The sequence below is a fragment of the Streptomyces sp. NBC_01089 genome, assembly GCF_045162975.1.
Lineage (GTDB): Bacteria > Actinomycetota > Actinomycetes > Streptomycetales > Streptomycetaceae > Streptomyces.
This window is the reverse complement of the sequence record NZ_CP108660.1, coordinates 3631609-3648505: the sequence shown is the minus strand read 5'-3', so window position 1 is coordinate 3648505 and position 16897 is coordinate 3631609. Positions and strand designations below refer to the sequence as shown.

The following is a 16897-nucleotide window of genomic DNA, read 5'->3' as shown; positions in this document are numbered from 1 at the left end:
GACACCCCGGAGCGGCCCCCCAGAGGCTAACGGCTACTCGGGCAGGCAGAGTTCCAGATCGGCGCGGGGCAGCACACCTTCTCGGTCGACCGTCGTCAGCAGCTCGGCCACCGGGCCGCGGCCGGGTACCTCGGCCGCCGGGTCCACGTCGTGCCACGGCACCAGGACGAAGGCCCGCTGGTGCGCGCGGGGGTGCGGGAGCGTCAGCACCGGGTCGTCGGAGACCACGTCCGCGTACGACAGGATGTCCACGTCGATGGTGCGCGGGCCCCAGCGCTCCTCGCGCACCCGGTCGAAGGCTTCCTCGATCGCCTGGCCGCGCTCCAGGAGCGAGTCGGGGGGCAGCGTCGTCTTCACGACGACCACCGCGTTGAAGTACGAGGGCTGCGAGCCGGGGTCGACGCCCCAGGGCTCCGTCTCGTACACCGGGGACACGGCCTTGACCCGCAGGCCCGGGGTGTCCTCCAGGGCGTCGATGGCGCCCTGCAGGGTCTCCAGGCGGTTGCCGAGGTTGGCACCGAGGGAGATCACGGCCCGTTTGGGGTTGGACAGCGTCACATCGGCCGCGTCGACCTGGGCGACCACGGAGGCCGGTACCGGCTGCACGGTCGGGTCGCTCTGCGGCTCGCTGGGAAACACGGTCATACTCGGCTCCGGATGATGGTGATGGTCACGTCGTCGAAGGGGACGGTGATCGGGGCATCCGGCTTGTGCACGACCACCTCGACCTCCTCGACGCCTTCGTGCTTGAGGCACTGCTGGGCGATCCGCTCCGCCAGGGTCTCGATCAGATCGACCGGCTCGCCCCGGACGACGTCGACGACCTCCTCCGCCACCACGCCGTAGTGCACGGTCTTCGTCAGGTCGTCGTCGGCCGCCGCGGGGCGGGTGTCGAGGCCGAGCACCAGATCCACGATGAAGGTCTGGCCCTCCGCGCGTTCCCTCGGGAAGACGCCATGGTTCCCACGGGCCTTGAGGCCGCGCAGCGCGACACGATCCACGCGAATCACTCCTGCTGTTCGTCGGTAGGCGGGCCCGAGCCGAATGCGGTCGGCGTGGCCCACACATTCGAATCTACCTGCGGCTACCGACAGCACCCGGTCACGGGGGCTGCGGTCATGGATCTGAGCGGGTGATATTCGCCCCTACCCTCGGCTGCGGAGCTGAACCCTGCGGGCCCCAGGAACTCCCTGAACCGATGAATCCGGTGCCGTCCGTTGCCGTCCCGTCCCCCTCGGATGTGATCCGTTGCCGTCCGGCGCAGGGGGGGGCGAGGGGCCCGGGGCCGGTCTCAGGCGGGTGTCTCGTCGCCCTCGGGCGGGCCGTCGCCGCCTTCGCCTTCGCCGCTCTCGCCGGTCTCGGCGAGCACGGGCGAGCCGTGGTGGGACCAGAGCTTCCAGCCCTCCGGCGTCCTACGGAACGCGTTGGTGGCCACCACCAGCTGCCCGACCAGCGGGCCCAGCTCACCGGCCTCCTCGGCGGGGCCGCCGCTGAGGATGTTCTCGGTGCAGGTGACCAGCGCGGTGTCGTCGATGATGCTGACCACCACATCGGTCAGGAAGAACTGGATGTACTCCGTATTCGCCATGATCAGCGCATACGACCTGAGCACGTCACCGCGCCCGGAGAGCACCGGCCAGCCGGGGTGGACGCAGGAGATCTCGTCCTCCAGCCAGAGCGTGGACAGCGCGTCGAAGTCGCCCCGCTCCATCGTCTCGTAGAAGGCCGTGTTGGCGAGCTCGACCTCTTCCACGTCGGTGGCCGCCGTCATGCGGCGCCCTCGACGGCGCGGGCCACGCGGACCGCGTCGGCCGTGGCCCGTACCTCGTGGACCCGGACGGCCCAGGCGCCCGCGTGCGCGGCGAGCGCGGAGACCGCCGCGGTGGCCGCGTCCCGCTCGCGTGCGGGCGGCGGGGCGGCGCCCTCGCGGGCCAGCACCCGGCCGAGGAAACGTTTGCGGGAGGCGGCGACCAGCAGCGGATGGCCGAGCGCGCGCAGTTCCGCCAGGTGGGCCACGAGCGCCAGGTCGTGCCCGGCGTCCTTGGCGAAGCCGAGGCCGGGGTCGACGACGATGCGCTCGGGCGCGATTCCCCCGGCGACCGCCGCGTCCAGCCGGGCGCGCAGCTCGGAGACGACTTCGGCGACCACGTCCCCGTAGACCGCGCGTCCGGCCATCGACTCGCTGAACCCTCGCCAGTGCATCACCACGAAAGGCGCCCCGGCGGCGGCGACCACCGGGACCATGGCGGGGTCGGCGAGCCCGCCGCTGACGTCGTTCACCAGGACGGCGCCGGCCTCGACGGCCTGCTCGGCGACGACCGCGCGCATCGTGTCGACGGAGACGGTGACACCTTCGGAGGCCAGTCCCCGTACGACCGGGACGACCCGGCGCAGTTCCTCGTCGGCGTCGACACGGCTGGCGCCGGGGCGGGTCGACTCACCGCCCACGTCGACCAGGTCGGCGCCCTGCGCCACCAGGTCGAGGCCGTGCTTGACGGCGGCCGCGGTGTCGAACCAGCGGCCTCCGTCGGAGAAGGAGTCGGGCGTCACATTGACGACGCCCATGACCGCGCAGCGGTCCCACTCCGGCAGCCCTGCCACCCGGCCCCGCCCGTGCAACGTACTCATGCCCCCAGCCTAGGGCCTGTCGTCAAAGTGCCGCCTGCCGCGCGACGCCTGGCACGCACGTTCGCGGCGTTGCCGAAATGCCCTGGTAGCTCCGCTACGAGAGCATTACGGCGCCTTGCGCTCGCACGCACCGGACGCCGCGCGGGCGGGGGCCGCGCGGGCGGGGGCCGCGCGGGCGGGGGCCGGCCCGGATGACCGCCGGGTGCGTTACGCCACCCGGGCCCCGCCCTCGCCCGTCGCGCCCGTGAGAGGGGTGCACGGCGGCTCGGTCACCCGCTCGCGCCGTGAGAACGGCCACGGCAGGCCCAGATTGACGAAGCCCTCGGCCTGCATCGCCGCGAAACCGATGCGCGGCAGGTCGCCGGTGTTGCGGAAGACCACGAAGCGTGGCTCCCAGCGCGGCCGGAACTTGGCGTTGAACTTGTACAGCGACTCGATCTGGAACCAGCGGGAGAGGAAGACCAGCAGTCCGCGCCAGCCCCGCAGGACCGGGCCCGCGCCGATCTTCTCGCCGCGGGCCAGCGCCGAGCGGAACATCGCGAAGTTGAGGGAGACCCGCTCGACGCCGAGCCCGGGGGACGCCTCAAGGGCCGCGACGATCAACAGCTCGTTCATCCCGGGGTCGGCCGCGCGGTCGCGGCGCATCAGCTCCAGCGACATCCCGTCCTTGCCCCACGGCACGAAGTGGATGATCGCCTTCAGGTCGCCGAACGGGGACTCGGGGCCGTCGGCCTTGTGGGCGGTGGCGATGACGCAGTCCCCGTCGCCCGGGTCGCCGATCCGGCCGAGCGCCATCGAGAAGCCGCGCTCGGTGTCCGTACCCCGCCAGGCCGCCGCCGCGCCCCTGATCCGCTCCAGCTCGGTGTCGCTCACATCACGGACGCGCCGGACCCGCGTCTCGTAGCCACCGCGCTCGATGCGCTTCACCATCTGGCGTACGTTGCGCATCGCCCGTCCGGCGAGGGAGAAATCCACGACATCCACCACCGCCTCGTCCCCGAGTTCCAGCGCGTCGAGTCCGGTCTCGCGGGTCCAGACCTCGCCGCCGGTCTCGCTGCAGCCCATCACCGCGGGGGTCCAGGAGTGCAGCTTGGCCTCGTCCATGAAGCGTTCGATCGCGCCGGGCCACGCCTCGACGTCGCCGATGGGGTCACCGCTGGCCAGCATCACCCCGGAGACGACCCGGTAGCAGACGGCCGCCTTGCCGCTCGGTGAGAAGACGACGCCCTTGTCGCGGCGGAGCGCGAAGTGGCCGAGCGAGTCGCGCCCGCCGTGTTTCGCCAGCAGGGCCCGCAGCTGTTTCTCGTCCTCGTCGGTGAGGCGCGCCGCCGGGTGTTCGGGCCGGAAGGCCAGATAGATGGTGGTGACGGCGGTGAGCAGCCCCAGGGAGCCGAGCGAGTAGGCGACGGTCCAGGAGGTGTTGCCCTGGTACTCGACCGGCCCCTCGAAGCCGAAAAGGCCGAACAGCACATGCTGCAGCCGGTCGGCGATGCTGGGGCTGCCGACGACCCGGCCGGGGTGGACGCTGACGATGATCAGGCCGAGGCCCAGCGATCCGGCGCCGAGCACCACGAAGTTGGCGAGTGCCTTCCACCGGCTGCGCGGGTCGGGCAGCGCCTCGAACTCGGTGCGGTGGCGTACGACGAGGGTCAGCAGCACCAGCGAGATCAGCGCCCCGACGATCGAGTGCCGGTAGCCGAACTGCGCCACCGCGCCGATCGGGAGCAGCACCACGGCCGCCCGCCAGGCCCTGCGTTTACGGCGTTTGAGGCCATGGGCGAGGAGCAGCAGGAGCACCCCGGCGCAGAGCGCGAGCGCCGCGGTGAACGGCCCCAGCGCCCCGGGCAGCACCTCGGCGACCGTATGCATCCGGCTGTGCCGGAACCGGGGGAAGGCCCCGCCGGCGATGTCGAGCAGACCGACGACCGTGCAGGCCGTCCCGACCAGGGAGGGGACGGTCTCGGGGCGGGGGCCCCGGAAGATCCGTCGGACACTCTTCGGAACCATTACCGACTTTTCCCCATCTACCGGCACAGACATCGCTTCCCACGGCTCCACAAGAGGTTCTCTGTCCGCCGATCGCCGAAGTCGGCGCAGCATCCGGACATTTTGTGTCCTCTAGGACGGCGATTACGGGGTGCGGGTTCATCCGTCCCGGAAAAATCTCTCCGCAGAAAGCTCGGCTCCCCATGGGTCTCACCAGTCACAAGGTTCTGGCGCTCGCCGCCCTGCTGGCCGTCGTCCTGTTCGCCGCGACGATCTGGCTCTGGCCGCGGCTCGCGCGGCGCAGCGGCCGTGCGGTGGCGGGCCGGATCGGCCTGTTCCTCGCGACCCAGGTGGCGGTCTTCGCCACGGTCGGGCTGCTGGCCAACAACTCCTTCCTCTTCTACGGGTCGTGGGCCGATCTCTTCGGCCAGGAGCAGACCCCGGGTGTGGTCGTCGACCACGACGCGGGCAGCCGTGACGTCCGGGTCGTGAAGCGGACCGGCCTGGACGTACCCGGCGGCACCAGGCCGGCCGTCGCCGGGCAGATACAGAAGGTCGTGATCCAGGGCCGTACGTCGAAGATAGCCAGCTCCGCGTACGTCTATCTGCCCCCGCAGTATTTCCAGCAGGCGTACATGAAGCGAACCTTCCCCGCGGCTGTCGTGCTCACCGGATATCCGGGCACCGCGGAGAACCTGATCCACGGTCTGCACTACCCGAGGACCGAGTTCGACCAGCTGAAGGCCGGGAAGATGCGGCCGATGGTGCTGGTGATGCTGCGGCCGACGGTGGCACCGCCGCGTGACACCGAGTGCGTGGACATAAAGGGCGGGCCGCAGAGCGAGACGTTCTTCGCGAAGGACCTGCCGGGTGCCGTCAGGGCCGCGTACCGTGTCGGACCCGGGCCGCGTAACTGGGGCTCCATCGGGGACTCGACGGGCGGCTACTGCGCGCTGAAACTGGCGGTCCATCACCCGGGCGTCTACGGGGCGGGAGCGGGGCTCTCCGCGTACTACCGGGCGGCCGAGGACCCGACGACCGGCGACCTCTTCCAGGGCAACCATCTGGAGCGGCACCGCGCCGACCTGCTGTGGAGCCTGGACCACCAGCCGGCTCCGGCCACCTCGCTCCTGGTCACCACCAGCCGGAAGGGCGAGGGGAACTACCGCAGCACGATGCGGTTCATGGACAAGGTGAAGCCGCCCACCCGGCTGTCGTCGATCACCCTGACCAGCGGTGGGCACAACTTCAACACCTGGCGCCGCGAGATCCCCGCGGGCATGGAGTGGCTGAGCGGGCGGCTCACCGGCCGCTGACGGTCTCCAGTTCCACCTCGTCGCGCGGGATGTCCCGGGCGTCGGCTGCGGTGGAGCGGCGCAGCGCCTCGTGCAGCCGGGCCGGGGTCAGTACGCCCAGGAAGCGTCCGGTGCTGTCCTCGTCGGTCACCGCGATCCACCCCGCGTCGTGCTGGAGCATGGTGGCGAACGCCTGCCTGAGCGAGGCCCCGACGGGCAGCCGGGCCTCCATCCGCCGGGCGTGCTCGCCCACAGTCCCCTTGGCCGTCGCCGCGTGCTCCGCCGAGATCCAGCCGTGCAGCTTCTCCTCCCGGTCCAGGACGACCGCCCAGCCCGGGAGCTCGGCGGGCAGCGGGTCGTCGAGGTGCACCACAGGGGGCTGCTCCAGATCGCCCGGCTCGATCGGGGTGACGGAGAGCCGCTTGAGGCCGCGGTCGGCGCCGACGAAGTCCGCCACATAGGGCGTGGCCGGGGCGCCGAGCACCGCGGCCGGGGCGTCGAACTGCTCGATCGTGCCCTGCCCGTACACCGCGATGCGGTCGCCGAGGCGTACCGCCTCCTCGATGTCGTGGGTGACGAACAGGACGGTCTTGCGTACGGACTTCTGGAGCGCGAGGAACTCGTTCTGCAGGTGTTCGCGCACCACCGGGTCGACCGCGCCGAACGGCTCGTCCATCAGCAGGACCGGCGGATCGGCCGCCAACGCCCGTGCCACGCCGACCCGTTGGCGCTGCCCGCCGGAGAGCTGCTCGGGGTAGCGGCCGCCGTGGACGGACGGGTCGAGACCCACGAGTTCGAGCAGCTCGGCGGCGCGGGCGCGGGCGGCGGCGCGCTTGACGCCCAGCAGGTGCGGGACCGTCGCGGTGTTGTCCAGCACCGTCTTGTGCGGGAAGAGGCCGACCTGCTGGATCACATAGCCGATGCGGCGGCGCAGTTCGACGGGGTCGGTGGCGGATATGTCGTCCCCGCCGACATATATCCGGCCATCGGTCGGCTCGATGAGCCGGTTGACCATCTTCATCGTGGTGGTCTTGCCGCAGCCGGACGGGCCGACGAGCGTGACCAGTTCACCTTCGGCGACCTCGAAGGAGAGGTTGTCGACGGCGGTCGTGCCGTCGGCGTACCGCTTGGTGACGTTTTCGAATCGGATCATGATTCCCCATTGTGACGGGCCGGTTGTGAAGGCCATGTTGCTGCAGTGCGACGGATCCCGGCATTGTCAGTGGCCGGGGATAGGGTCGCCACTGAGTTGACCAGACCGGCGTCGAGCGGACCGACCTGTGAGCGGACCGGCGTCGAGCAGACCGATGGGGACCTGACCGGTGGGGACCGGGAAGGCCGGAGTACGGCGGGGGCCGGGAGGCGGGGTGCGGTGAGCGGGCAGAACTGCATGGCGAGGAACGACTGGCTCTGCTGGGACTACGTCACATCCCGCAGCCAGGAGCTGACCGACGCGACCGTCCAGCACATCTGGATCACCGCGGTCTCGGTGGCGATCGGTCTTGTGGTGGCCGTCCCGCTGGCGCTGCTGGCCCGCCGCGGGCGGCTCTTCGCGGGGCCGGTGCTCGGGCTGACGACCGTGCTCTACACGGTGCCGTCGCTGGCGATGTTCTCGCTGCTGCTGCCGTGGTTCGGCCTGTCGGCCGCCCTGGTGGTCACCGGTCTCGTGCTCTATTCGCTGACCATCCTCGTACGGAATCTCCTGGCCGGTCTCGCCGCCGTGCCCGAGGACGCCAGAGAGGCGGCCCGGGGGATGGGGTACGGACCGGTCAGGCTGCTCTGGGAGGTCGAGCTGCCGCTGGCGCTGCCCGCGCTGTTCGCGGGGGTGCGGATCGCCACGGTCTCCACGGTCGCGCTGACGACGGTCGGCTCGATCGTCGGCAAGGGCGGCCTCGGCAATCTCATCTCGGACGCGCTGCCCACCCTTTTCAAGGCGCAGGTGCTGACCGCGTCCGTGCTCTGCGTACTGCTGGCCGTCCTGGCCGATCTGATGCTGCTCGGCGTGCAGCGGCTGCTCACGCCCTGGACCCGAATACGGACGCCGCGGGCGGTCCGGACGGCTGAGGCGGGCTGACCATGGGCGAGTTGACCGATGCCTGGACCTGGCTGATGACGGGGTCCAACTGGTCGGGGGAGAGCGGCGCGGAGCACCGGCTGGTCCAGCATCTGACGGTCAGCGGGATCGCGTTCGCGGTGGCGTGCCTCATCGCGCTGCCGGTCGCTCTCCGGCTGGGGCACATCGGCCGGGGCGGCGCGCTGGCCGTGAACATCTCCAACGCCGGGCGCGCGATACCGACGTTCGCGGTGCTCGCCCTGCTGCTGCTGACCCCGCTGCGCTCGCACGGCGACCTGCCGACCGTGATCGCCCTGGTGCTGTTCGCCGTGCCGCCGCTGCTGACCAACGCGTACACGGGAATGCGCGAGGTGGACCGGTCGGTGGTGGAGGCGGCCCGGGGGATGGGGATGTCAGGCGGTCAGCTCTTCCTGCGCGTCGAGCTGCCGCTCGCCTATCCGCTGATCATGACCGGGCTCAGGTCGGCCGCGGTCCAGGTGATCGCCACGGCGACCCTGGCCGCGATGACCGGTGGCGGCGGCCTCGGCCGGATCATCACCGCCGGGTTCAACACGTACGACACCGCGCAGGTGGTGGCGGGCGCGCTGCTCGTCGCCGCGCTGGCCCTCGTGGTCGAGGGGCTGCTGGTGGCGGCCGACCGGCTGCTCGACCCGCGGCGCAAGGCGGCGGTCTGAGGGCGGCCGGCCGCCGGTCCGAGTCCGAGGGCGGGCGGCTGTCGCCCTCCCCTCCCGAACGTTTGTCAATCACCTGTCACTTGGAGTGGACCTCATGATCAAAACCTCGCGAATAGCGGGCGCTGTGCTCGGCGTGGTGGCTCTGACGGGCTCCCTCGCGGCGTGCGGCGGGGACAGCCTGGAGAAGGGCAAGGACGGCGGCGGATCGAGTGCCGCGGCCGGTTCGGGCAAGAAGGGCTCGCTCGTCATCGGCGCGGCCGGCTTCACCGAGTCGAAGGTGCTCGCCGCGCTGTACAGCCAGGTGCTGGCCAACGCCGGATACAAGACCTCGGTCACCTCGGTGAACAACCGTGAGCTGTACGAACCCTCGCTGGAGAAGGGCCAGATCGACGTCGTACCGGAATACGCGGCCACCCTCGCCGAATTCCTCAACGCCAAGACGAACGGCGCCAAGGCGGCCGAGAAGAAGCCCGTCGCCTCCGGCGATGTCGCCGCGACGGTCGCGGCTCTGCGGAAGCTCGCCGGGCCGCGCGGCCTGAAGGTGCTTCCCGCGGGCCGGGCGGTCGACCAGAACGCCTTCGCGGTGACCAAGGAATTCGCCGCCAAGAACAAGCTCAAGACGCTTTCCGATCTGGGGAAGTCGAAGGCGAAGGTCAAGATCGCGGCGGGTGACGAATGCACCGTCAGGCCGTTCTGCGCACCGGGCCTGAAGTCGAAGTACGGCATTGACGTCACCGGCATCGACCCCAAGGGCGTCGGCACCCCGCAGGCCAAGCAGGCGGTCAAGGACGGCACCGACCAGCTGGTGCTCACCACCACGACCGACGCGACGCTCGACACCTACGGGCTGGTCCTGCTCCAGGACGACAAGAAGCTCCAGAACGCGGACAATCTCCTGCCGGTCGTGAATGCCAAGAACGCGGGCAGCCCCGAGATCGCGGCCGCCCTCGGCAAGCTCACCTCGACGCTGACGACCGCCGATCTCGTCCAGCTGAACCGCAAGGTCGACTCCGAGCGCGCGAAGCCCGACGATGTCGCGAAGGACTATCTGAAGTCGAAGAGCTTGATCAACTAGCCGGTTCCCCGGAGGGAATGGCGGCAAGGGGGAATGGCGGCGGGCACCGGGGTAACCGTTCGAGGTAACCGCTGGGGAACAAATCCCGGTGCGGTCATCCATTCGGCTCACGCGCACGGTAAATTTCGAGCCATGCCACGTGGACGCCACCGCCATTCCCCACCCCTGCACCGGCTTCTCCAGCCCTCGGCCGTAGCCGGTGCTTCGCTTCTTCTCGCCGCCGGCGCCTGGCTGTTCGCGGATCCCCTGGTGCTGCGCTGCCTGGTCGCGGCCGCGGCGGCCGCCGCGGTGACCGGTGCGGTCCTCATGCGCAACTGGGACCGGGTGGCCGGCCGCAGGGTCGCCGAGCTGACCCGGTCACGTGCCGCGGAGGAGTGGCGGGCCGAGGAGCGCACCGCCGAACTCGAGGGCGATCTGGAGGAGTCGCGCGCGCTGCGCGTCAAGCTGGAGACGAAGCTGCGGGCCAAGCGGGCCGAGCTGGCGGGACTGCGCGGCGAGCACGCCGCGCTGCTGCGCCGGTACGCGACCGCCGAGACCGAGCGGGCCGGCGCGCTGGAGGGCCGCAGGCTCCTGGCGATCGAGGCAGCGGCCCCGGCCCCGGCACGGGCCGCGCTGCCGGCCGCGCGTTCCACCCCCACTCCGGCCGCGTACGCCAAGGCCGCCCAGGCCCTCGGCGCGCTGAGCTGTAACGCTGCGGCCCAGCGCGAGCACCGTGAACAGCGCGAGCGCCGCGGGCCCCGGCAGCAGCGGGAGGCGGCGGAGCCGGAGGGGAAGCCGGCGGCGGCCGCCGGTGAGCACACGCGCCCGCCGTCGGCTCTGCCCGCTCCGCGCCGTGTTCCGGCGACCGCCGTCGCTCCGTACACCACCCCGTACACCCCGCAGCAGGGCCGTGCGCCCCGGCCCGTGGGCGGCTTCGACTTCTTCGGCATGCAGAGCGCCCAGTCCGGCCCGCGGAACGCCCGGAAGGAGACGGGCGCGGCCGCGCTGGAGCCCGCGCAGCTGGCCTCCGTACAGAACGAGGACCTGGCGGACGTGGTGGGCGCGGAGGCCATCGCCGCGCACCGGGCCGAAGCGGCCGTGTCGGCGGACGGCGCGGTCCCGGCGGACGTGGCGGACGACGTAACGGATGACGTGGCGGACGACGGCATCGGGAGCGACGCCGAGCGCGGGGTCGGCCAGGTCATCGACCTCACCGAGCACGACGAGACGGAACAGATCGACGTGGGCGAGCTGCGCACCGCCAGCCCGGCCTGAACCGGGCGGCCGACAGCGTGCCGGCCGACTGCGTACCGGCTGCCCGCCTAGCGCACGCGTACCGGCCGCCCGCCCACCGCCTGCGTACCGGCTGCCCGCCTACCGCACGCGTACCTGCCGTCCGCTACTTGTCGATGTCGCCGACCACGAAGAAGAGCGAGCCCAGGATCGCGACCATGTCGGCGACCAGGGTGCCGGGGAGCAGTTCGGTCAGCGCCTGGATGTTGTTGAAGGACGCCGAGCGGAGCTTGAGGCGGTACGGGGTCTTCTCGCCCCTGGACACCAGGTAGTAGCCGTTGATGCCGAGCGGGTTCTCCGTCCAGGCGTACGTCTCGCCCTCCGGGGCCTTCAGCACCTTCGGGAGCCGCTGGTTGACGGGCCCGGGAGCCAGCGCGGCCAGCCGGTCCAGACAGGCGTCGGCCAGGTCGAGCGCGTTGTGCGTCTGGCCCAGCAGCACCTCGAAGCGGGCCAGGCAGTCGCCTTCCTCGCGGGTGACGACCTTCAGGGTGTCCTGGAGTTCGCCGTACGCGAGGTACGGCTCGTCGCGGCGCAGGTCGAAGTCGACGCCCGAGCCGCGGGCGATCGGCCCGCTCACCCCGTACGCGTGCACGGCGGCGGCGGACAGCACCCCCACGCCCCGGGTGCGGCCCCGGAAGATCTCGTTGCCGAGGACGAGGTCGTCGTACACGTCCATACGGGAGCGGACGTCGGCGACGGCGTCCCGTGCCCGGCCGAGCCAGCCCGCGGGAAGGTCCTCCTTGAGGCCGCCGACCCGGTTGAACATGTAGTGCATCCGGCCGCCGGAGACCTCCTCCATCACCGCCTGGATCACCTCGCGCTCCCGGAACGCGTGGAACACCGGGGTGATACCGCCCAGTTCGAGGGGGTACGAGCCGAGGAACATCAGATGGTTGAGCACCCGGTTCAGCTCGGCGAGGAGCGTACGGGTCCAGACCGCGCGCTCCGGGACCTCCATGCCGAGCATCCGCTCGACGGCCAGCACCACGCCCAGCTCGTTGGAGAAGGCGGAGAGCCAGTCGTGGCGGTTGGCGAGCATGATGATCTGGCGGTAGTCGCGCGCCTCGAAGAGCTTCTCGGCGCCCCGGTGCATATAGCCGATGACCGGCTCGGCCTGCTGGACGCGTTCGCCGTCCAGGACCAGACGGAGGCGGAGCACTCCGTGGGTGGAAGGGTGCTGGGGGCCGATGTTGAGCACCATGTCGGTGCTCTCCGCGGCCCCGCCGATGCCGACCGTCGTCTCCGTCATACGGGCCAGTATCCCCGGCGGGCCGCGGTGCCCCTATCCGGGTTCGGCCCCCGGGCCGTCTGCTCCGCTCACCCGCTGTGTCAGCCACCCGAAGTCGCCCAGGCCGCCCCGCGCCACCAGCTCCGCGGCCTCGCCCGCCGCCGCCAGGGCCCTGAGGTACGCCGCGGGGTCCGTCGACGCCAGCAGCAGGGGCGGCCGGTCACCGCTGATCCCCAGGGCGCGCAGGGCCTCCCGCTGGGTGCGCAGCTCGGCCCCCGGCAGCGCGCACGCGTCCAGTGCCACATGGGCGGTGATGTCACAGCTCCCGTCCGGTACCGGCCGCACCTCCCGGCCCTCCCGGAAACCGGTGAGCGTGCCGAAGGGCGGGCGGGCCGCGCGCGGGTGGGCGTAGTCGACGGCCACCGCGAGACCCGCCGCCAGCGTTCCGGCCGCCGCCGCCCACGCCTCGTCGCGCGGGCGGCCGATCTCGGCGCGGGTGCCAGGACCGGCCGGCGGCCACCAGCGCTCCAGCCACCGGGCGTCGGCACCGGACACCGGGTCGCCCAGCCGCTCGGCGCCGTCCGCCGTCCTGACCTGCACATAGCGCGGTGTCCCGGCCTCGTCGGTCTCCACGACATCGACCGGCACATTGTCCAGCCACTCGTTCGCGAAGAGGAGCCCGCGCACCCCGGCCGGCGGCTCGGCGCACCAGACGACGCGCTCGTCGAGCCCGGCGGGACGGGGCGCGCGCTCGACGGCGTACGCCCGTACCGGGAAGTCCGCGGGCAGCGCGGCCAGCACCCCCGTCACCAGCTCACCGCGGCCGGCGCCCATGTCGACCAGGGCCGGTTCCGCGATGTCCAGCCCGGTCAGCAGCCGGGCGACCGCCGACGCGAACAGCGCGGAGACGTGCACCGATGTGCGGAAGTGACCCGCGGGGCCCTCCGGCCGCAGATAGAAACCGTCCGCCCCGTACAGCGCGGCCTCCGTCGCCTCACGCCACCCGCGCCACTCATCAGTCACGGAGTCAAGTCTCCACCTTGGGGAGTACTCCCCGGGCGACCGGATCGGTCCTTCGGTTGACCCTTACACCTGTTCGGCTTCCCTACGCTGGGTTACGTGCAGCGTCTCTACGCCTTCATCCGCAGACACCCGACTCTGGTCGACGGCTTCTGGGCCGTCATCCTCCTCGGGTTCTCCGTGATGCAGTGGGACGCGTCCCAGACGGGGCACGGGTTGCACCACGTCAAGGCCGTCCCCGTCTTCCTGGGTCTCTGCACGGCCGTCGCCCTGCGCCGCCGGGCGCCCGAGAAGATGCTGCTGCTGGTCACGGTGCTGGGGGTGGCGCAGCTGGTCTTCGACATCAGCACGACGCCCGCCGACTTCGCCATGCTGGTGCTGATCTACACCGTCGCCGCCGACGGGGCGCGCTGGGCCTCCCGGTTCGGCCTGATCGGCGGCCTGTGCGCGGGGACGCTCGCGCAGCTGCGCTGGCACGAGGGGCCGGTCCCCACCTGGGTGCAGCAGACGGTCTTCGCGGTGGTGGCGACGGTTCCGTTCGTCCTGGCCTGGGTGATGGGCGACTCGGTGCGGACCCGCCGTGCCTACTTCGCGCAGCTGGAGGAGCGGGCCGCCCGGCTGGAGCGGGAGCGCGAGGCGCAGTCGAAGGTGGCGGTGGCCGGTGAGCGCGCCAGGATCGCCCGTGAGCTGCACGATGTCGTCGCGCACAACGTCTCGGTGATGGTGGTCCAGGCGGACGGCGCCGCCTATGTCCTGGACGCCTCGCCCGACCAGGCCAAGCAGGCGCTGGAGACCATCTCGTCCACCGGCCGCCAGGCGCTCGCCGAGATGCGCCGGCTGCTGGGGGTGCTGCGGACCGGTGACGCGCAGGAGAGCGGCGAGTACGTCCCGCAGCCCGATGTGCAGCAGATCGAGGACCTGGTCGAGCAGGTCAGGGTCGCCGGTCTGACCGTGGACTTCCGTATAGAGGGGACACCGCGGCCGCTGCCCAGTGGCGTGGAGCTCACCGCGTACCGCATTGTGCAGGAGGCGCTCACCAACACCCGCAAGCACGGCGGGCCCGACGTGGGTGCCAGTGTGCGCCTCGTCTACTTCGACGACGGGCTCGGCCTGCTGGTCGAGGACGACGGGCGGGGCGCGGCCCATGAGCTGTACCAGGACGGCGGCGCGGACGGCCAGGGGCACGGTCTGATCGGGATGCGGGAGCGGGTCGGCATGGTCGGGGGCACGCTGGACGCGGGCCCGCGGCCGGGCGGCGGCTTCCGGATCAGCGCGCTGCTGCCGCTGAAACCGGCGCACTAGCCTGTCGGCGCCGGGCTGTCGGCGCCGGGCTGTCGGCGCCGAGCTGTCTGCTCCTGCCACGAGAAGGGATTCTTACGAGATGGCGATCCGCGTGATGCTCGTCGACGACCAGGTGCTGCTGCGCACCGGCTTCCGGATGGTGCTCGCCGCCCAGCCGGACATGGAGGTCGTCGCGGAGGCGGGCGACGGCGCGGAGGCGATCGACGTGCTCCGGGCGACGGCGGTGGACGTGGTCCTGATGGACGTCCGCATGCCCAAGCTGGACGGTGTCGAGGCGACCCGGCAGATCTGTGCGCGGCCGGATGCGCCGAAGGTCCTGATCCTGACCACCTTCGACCTGGACGAGTACGCCTTCTCCGGGCTCAAGGCGGGCGCCAGCGGCTTCATGCTCAAGGACGTGCCCCCGGCCGAGCTGCTCGGCGCGATCCGGTCCGTGCACAGCGGCGACGCGGTCGTCGCACCGTCGACCACACGGCGGCTGCTCGACCGGTTCTCGCCGATGCTGCCGAGCACGGTCGCCGACCCGCAGCACAAGGAGATCGGGCGGCTCACCGACCGGGAGCGCGAGGTGATGCTGCTGGTCGCGCAGGGCCTGTCGAACGGGGAGATCGCGGCACGGCTGGTGCTGTCCGAGGCCACCGTGAAGACCCATGTGGGCCGCATCCTCACCAAGCTGGAGCTGCGCGACCGGGTGCAGGTGGTCGTGATGGCGTACGAGACGGGCCTGGTACGCGCCGGGGGGCCCGGGCCGCGGTGAGGCCGGGGGCGCGGTGAGGGTCCGGGGCGCTGGGCCGGGGCGGGCCACGGCGCACGTCGCGGCCCGCGCCCTCAGCGCAGCACCCCCTCCAGGAAGTCGCTGCCGAGCCTGGCCACCACGGTGAGGTCCAGCTGATGCAGGACGTACCGCCCGCGCCGCTTCGTGCTGATCAGACCGGCCCGCTTGAGGACCGCCAGATGCCGGGAAGCCTCCGGCGCCGATATGCCGTGCGCGTCGGCCAGTTCGCCCGTGGTGTGCGGGGAGCGGGCCAGCCCCCGGCACATCCGCATCCGCATCGGATGGGCCAGCGCATCGAGACGCAGCTTCAGCAGCTCGACCGACGCGGGCGACGGCAACTCGGGGGCGGCGACCGGGTACTGGATGGCCGGGCGCCAGTCCGGGCGGTGGAGCACCAGCAGATGGGGCCAGCCGAAGCTGGTCGGTACGAAGGTGAGCCCGTCCCCCGCGGGTGCGCCCACCGCGGCCGAGCGGCCCTCCGCGAGCTTGTCGGCGCTGATCCGGGTCCCCGTCCCGTCCAGCGACAGGGCGGCGGAGACCGCGGTCACCGCGTCCGCCAGGCCCTTGTGCCGGAGGATCTCCGTCTTGTGCCGGGCGTCGGCGGCCAGCTGGATCCGTACCCGGCGCCAGGTGTCGCCGAAGAACGCCCGCTCGCAGTCCTCGAAGAGCCGCCGGATCCAGGCCCGCACGGTGGCCGGGTCGTTCAGCAGATGCCGGGTGAAGTCGAGCTGCCGGGGCCCGCGGGCCGCCGCGAGATCCAGCGCATGGCTGCGGACGCCCGCGTCCGTGAGCGGTGAGGGGCCGCCGAGGTCGTAGGTGACGGAGCAGGTGAACTCCAGCGCGACCGTGACGAATGCGTCGTCGGGCAGCAGGTCGAGCAGGTCCAGGTCGTCGGAGAGCGTCGCGCCCGGCCTGCCGCCGCCGTGCCGGGCGCCCGCGAACGGCATGAAGATGTCCGAGAACGTGGTGCGCCACAGGAAGTCCGCTTCGTGCAGCCGGTCGGCGAGGTCCGGCTCCAGCGCGGCGGCGGTCGCCGTGGCCCAGCCGTGCAGCCCCGGATGGTGGCCGGGTTCGGACAGCACATGCAGGGCATTGCCCAGCTCCGCCAGGGGGGACAGCTCGAAAGTGATCCCCCCGGGCGGCAGCCCCGTGATGTCGATGTCGACGCTCATGGACCCATGGTGCCCGCCCCCACCGACAGTCCGGCCGTCGATTGACCGCTCCCGTCAAATGGAGCGCAGACCGCCCCGGCGCGTGTCCAGGGTGGGGCCATGAACGCGAACCAGCAGCACATGTTCGACGCCTACCGGGCCGTCCAGCGGGGCGAGGCGGCGCCGCCCCTGCCGGGCCGGCACGACTGGGAGGCCATCGGTGAGCTCCGTGACCACCTGCGCACCGGGCGGCCGGACAGAAGACGGCGGCGGCAGGAGCGGTCGCGGAACGGGTGGCTGCGGAAGGGGCGGCTGCGGAACGGGTGGCTGCGGAGGCTGCTCAACCGCTCACGGCCGACGCACTGAGGCCGCGCGCCCGCCGTCGCTGCCCCGGCCGTCGCCCCACCTGCCCGCGCA

17 protein-coding genes are annotated in these 16897 nt (G+C 72.0%); 8 read left to right on the top strand and 9 right to left on the bottom strand.

What is annotated here, in order from left to right:
- Positions 1 to 33: 33 nt before the first annotated feature.
- The 5 genes from folK to OG510_RS16150 form a co-directional block, all read right to left on the bottom strand.
- Positions 34 to 645 carry a 2-amino-4-hydroxy-6-hydroxymethyldihydropteridine diphosphokinase gene (gene folK / locus OG510_RS16170; RefSeq protein ID WP_406137582.1) on the bottom strand — a complete coding sequence of 204 codons (612 nt, stop codon included), beginning with the start codon at positions 643 to 645 and terminating at the stop codon, positions 34 to 36.
- Positions 642 to 1001, bottom strand: coding sequence for a dihydroneopterin aldolase (folB, locus tag OG510_RS16165; protein WP_164264883.1), 360 nt, complete (start codon positions 999 to 1001; stop codon positions 642 to 644). Before folB ends, folK begins: the two co-directional genes overlap by 4 nt.
- Before the next feature lie 290 nt (positions 1002 to 1291).
- The gene (locus tag OG510_RS16160) at positions 1292 to 1771 is read right to left on the bottom strand and encodes a nuclear transport factor 2 family protein (RefSeq protein WP_406137580.1); all 480 of its coding nucleotides are present in this window, start codon (positions 1769 to 1771) and stop codon (positions 1292 to 1294) included.
- The gene (folP, locus tag OG510_RS16155) at positions 1768 to 2628 is read right to left on the bottom strand and encodes a dihydropteroate synthase (protein ID WP_406137578.1); all 861 of its coding nucleotides are present in this window, start codon (positions 2626 to 2628) and stop codon (positions 1768 to 1770) included. Before folP ends, OG510_RS16160 begins: the two co-directional genes overlap by 4 nt.
- Positions 2629 to 2835: 207 nt before the next feature.
- Entirely contained in the window at positions 2836 to 4668 is a 1833-nt protein-coding gene (locus OG510_RS16150) for a phosphatidylglycerol lysyltransferase domain-containing protein (protein WP_406137577.1), read from the bottom strand.
- 149 nt (positions 4669 to 4817) lie between these two features.
- Here OG510_RS16150 and OG510_RS16145 point away from each other — a divergent pair, with 149 nt between their 5' ends.
- Entirely contained in the window at positions 4818 to 5930 is a 1113-nt protein-coding gene (locus OG510_RS16145; protein WP_406137575.1) for an alpha/beta hydrolase, read from the top strand.
- On the opposite strand, the gene OG510_RS16140 is transcribed toward OG510_RS16145, so the two are convergent.
- The gene (locus tag OG510_RS16140; RefSeq protein ID WP_406137574.1) at positions 5917 to 7062 is read right to left on the bottom strand and encodes an ABC transporter ATP-binding protein; all 1146 of its coding nucleotides are present in this window, start codon (positions 7060 to 7062) and stop codon (positions 5917 to 5919) included. The genes OG510_RS16145 and OG510_RS16140 overlap by 14 nt on opposite strands.
- Before the next feature lie 219 nt (positions 7063 to 7281).
- Between OG510_RS16140 and OG510_RS16135 the strand changes: the two genes are divergently transcribed.
- From OG510_RS16135 to OG510_RS16120, 4 genes are all read left to right on the top strand, one after another.
- A complete protein-coding gene (locus OG510_RS16135) occupies positions 7282 to 7983 on the top strand; it encodes an ABC transporter permease (protein WP_164267254.1) in 702 nt (233 codons plus the stop codon).
- Between the two features lie 2 nt (positions 7984 to 7985).
- Positions 7986 to 8657: an ABC transporter permease gene (locus tag OG510_RS16130; protein WP_406137573.1), complete on the top strand. Its 672-nt coding sequence runs from the start codon at positions 7986 to 7988 to the stop codon at positions 8655 to 8657.
- 94 nt (positions 8658 to 8751) lie between these two features.
- A complete protein-coding gene (locus OG510_RS16125) occupies positions 8752 to 9732 on the top strand; it encodes an ABC transporter substrate-binding protein (protein WP_406137572.1) in 981 nt (326 codons plus the stop codon).
- Between the two features lie 132 nt (positions 9733 to 9864).
- Positions 9865 to 10986 carry a hypothetical protein gene (locus OG510_RS16120; RefSeq protein ID WP_406137570.1) on the top strand — a complete coding sequence of 374 codons (1122 nt, stop codon included), beginning with the start codon at positions 9865 to 9867 and terminating at the stop codon, positions 10984 to 10986.
- Between the two features lie 124 nt (positions 10987 to 11110).
- On the opposite strand, the gene OG510_RS16115 is transcribed toward OG510_RS16120, so the two are convergent.
- On the bottom strand, positions 11111 to 12253 hold the full coding sequence (locus OG510_RS16115) for an NADH-quinone oxidoreductase subunit D (RefSeq protein WP_406137568.1): 1143 nt from the start codon (positions 12251 to 12253) through the stop codon (positions 11111 to 11113).
- A 33-nt stretch (positions 12254 to 12286) separates the two neighbouring features.
- Complete coding sequence (locus OG510_RS16110) at positions 12287 to 13255, bottom strand: SAM-dependent methyltransferase (protein ID WP_406137566.1); 969 nt, start codon at positions 13253 to 13255, stop codon at positions 12287 to 12289.
- 96 nt (positions 13256 to 13351) lie between these two features.
- On the opposite strand from OG510_RS16110, the gene OG510_RS16105 reads away from it, so the two are divergent.
- Together OG510_RS16105 and OG510_RS16100 are read left to right on the top strand one after the other, a co-directional pair.
- Positions 13352 to 14554, top strand: coding sequence for a sensor histidine kinase (locus OG510_RS16105; protein WP_406137565.1), 1203 nt, complete (start codon positions 13352 to 13354; stop codon positions 14552 to 14554).
- A 79-nt stretch (positions 14555 to 14633) separates the two neighbouring features.
- Positions 14634 to 15311 carry a response regulator gene (locus OG510_RS16100; RefSeq protein WP_406137564.1) on the top strand — a complete coding sequence of 226 codons (678 nt, stop codon included), beginning with the start codon at positions 14634 to 14636 and terminating at the stop codon, positions 15309 to 15311.
- Between the two features lie 71 nt (positions 15312 to 15382).
- Here OG510_RS16100 and OG510_RS16095 read toward each other — a convergent pair whose 3' ends face one another.
- Positions 15383 to 16501, bottom strand: a complete 1119-nt coding sequence (locus tag OG510_RS16095) for a DUF5937 family protein (protein WP_406137562.1) — start codon at positions 16499 to 16501, stop codon at positions 15383 to 15385.
- Positions 16502 to 16600: 99 nt separating this feature from the next.
- Here OG510_RS16095 and OG510_RS16090 point away from each other — a divergent pair, with 99 nt between their 5' ends.
- Positions 16601 to 16846: a hypothetical protein gene (locus OG510_RS16090; RefSeq protein ID WP_406137561.1), complete on the top strand. Its 246-nt coding sequence runs from the start codon at positions 16601 to 16603 to the stop codon at positions 16844 to 16846.
- Positions 16847 to 16897 lie beyond the last annotated feature (51 nt).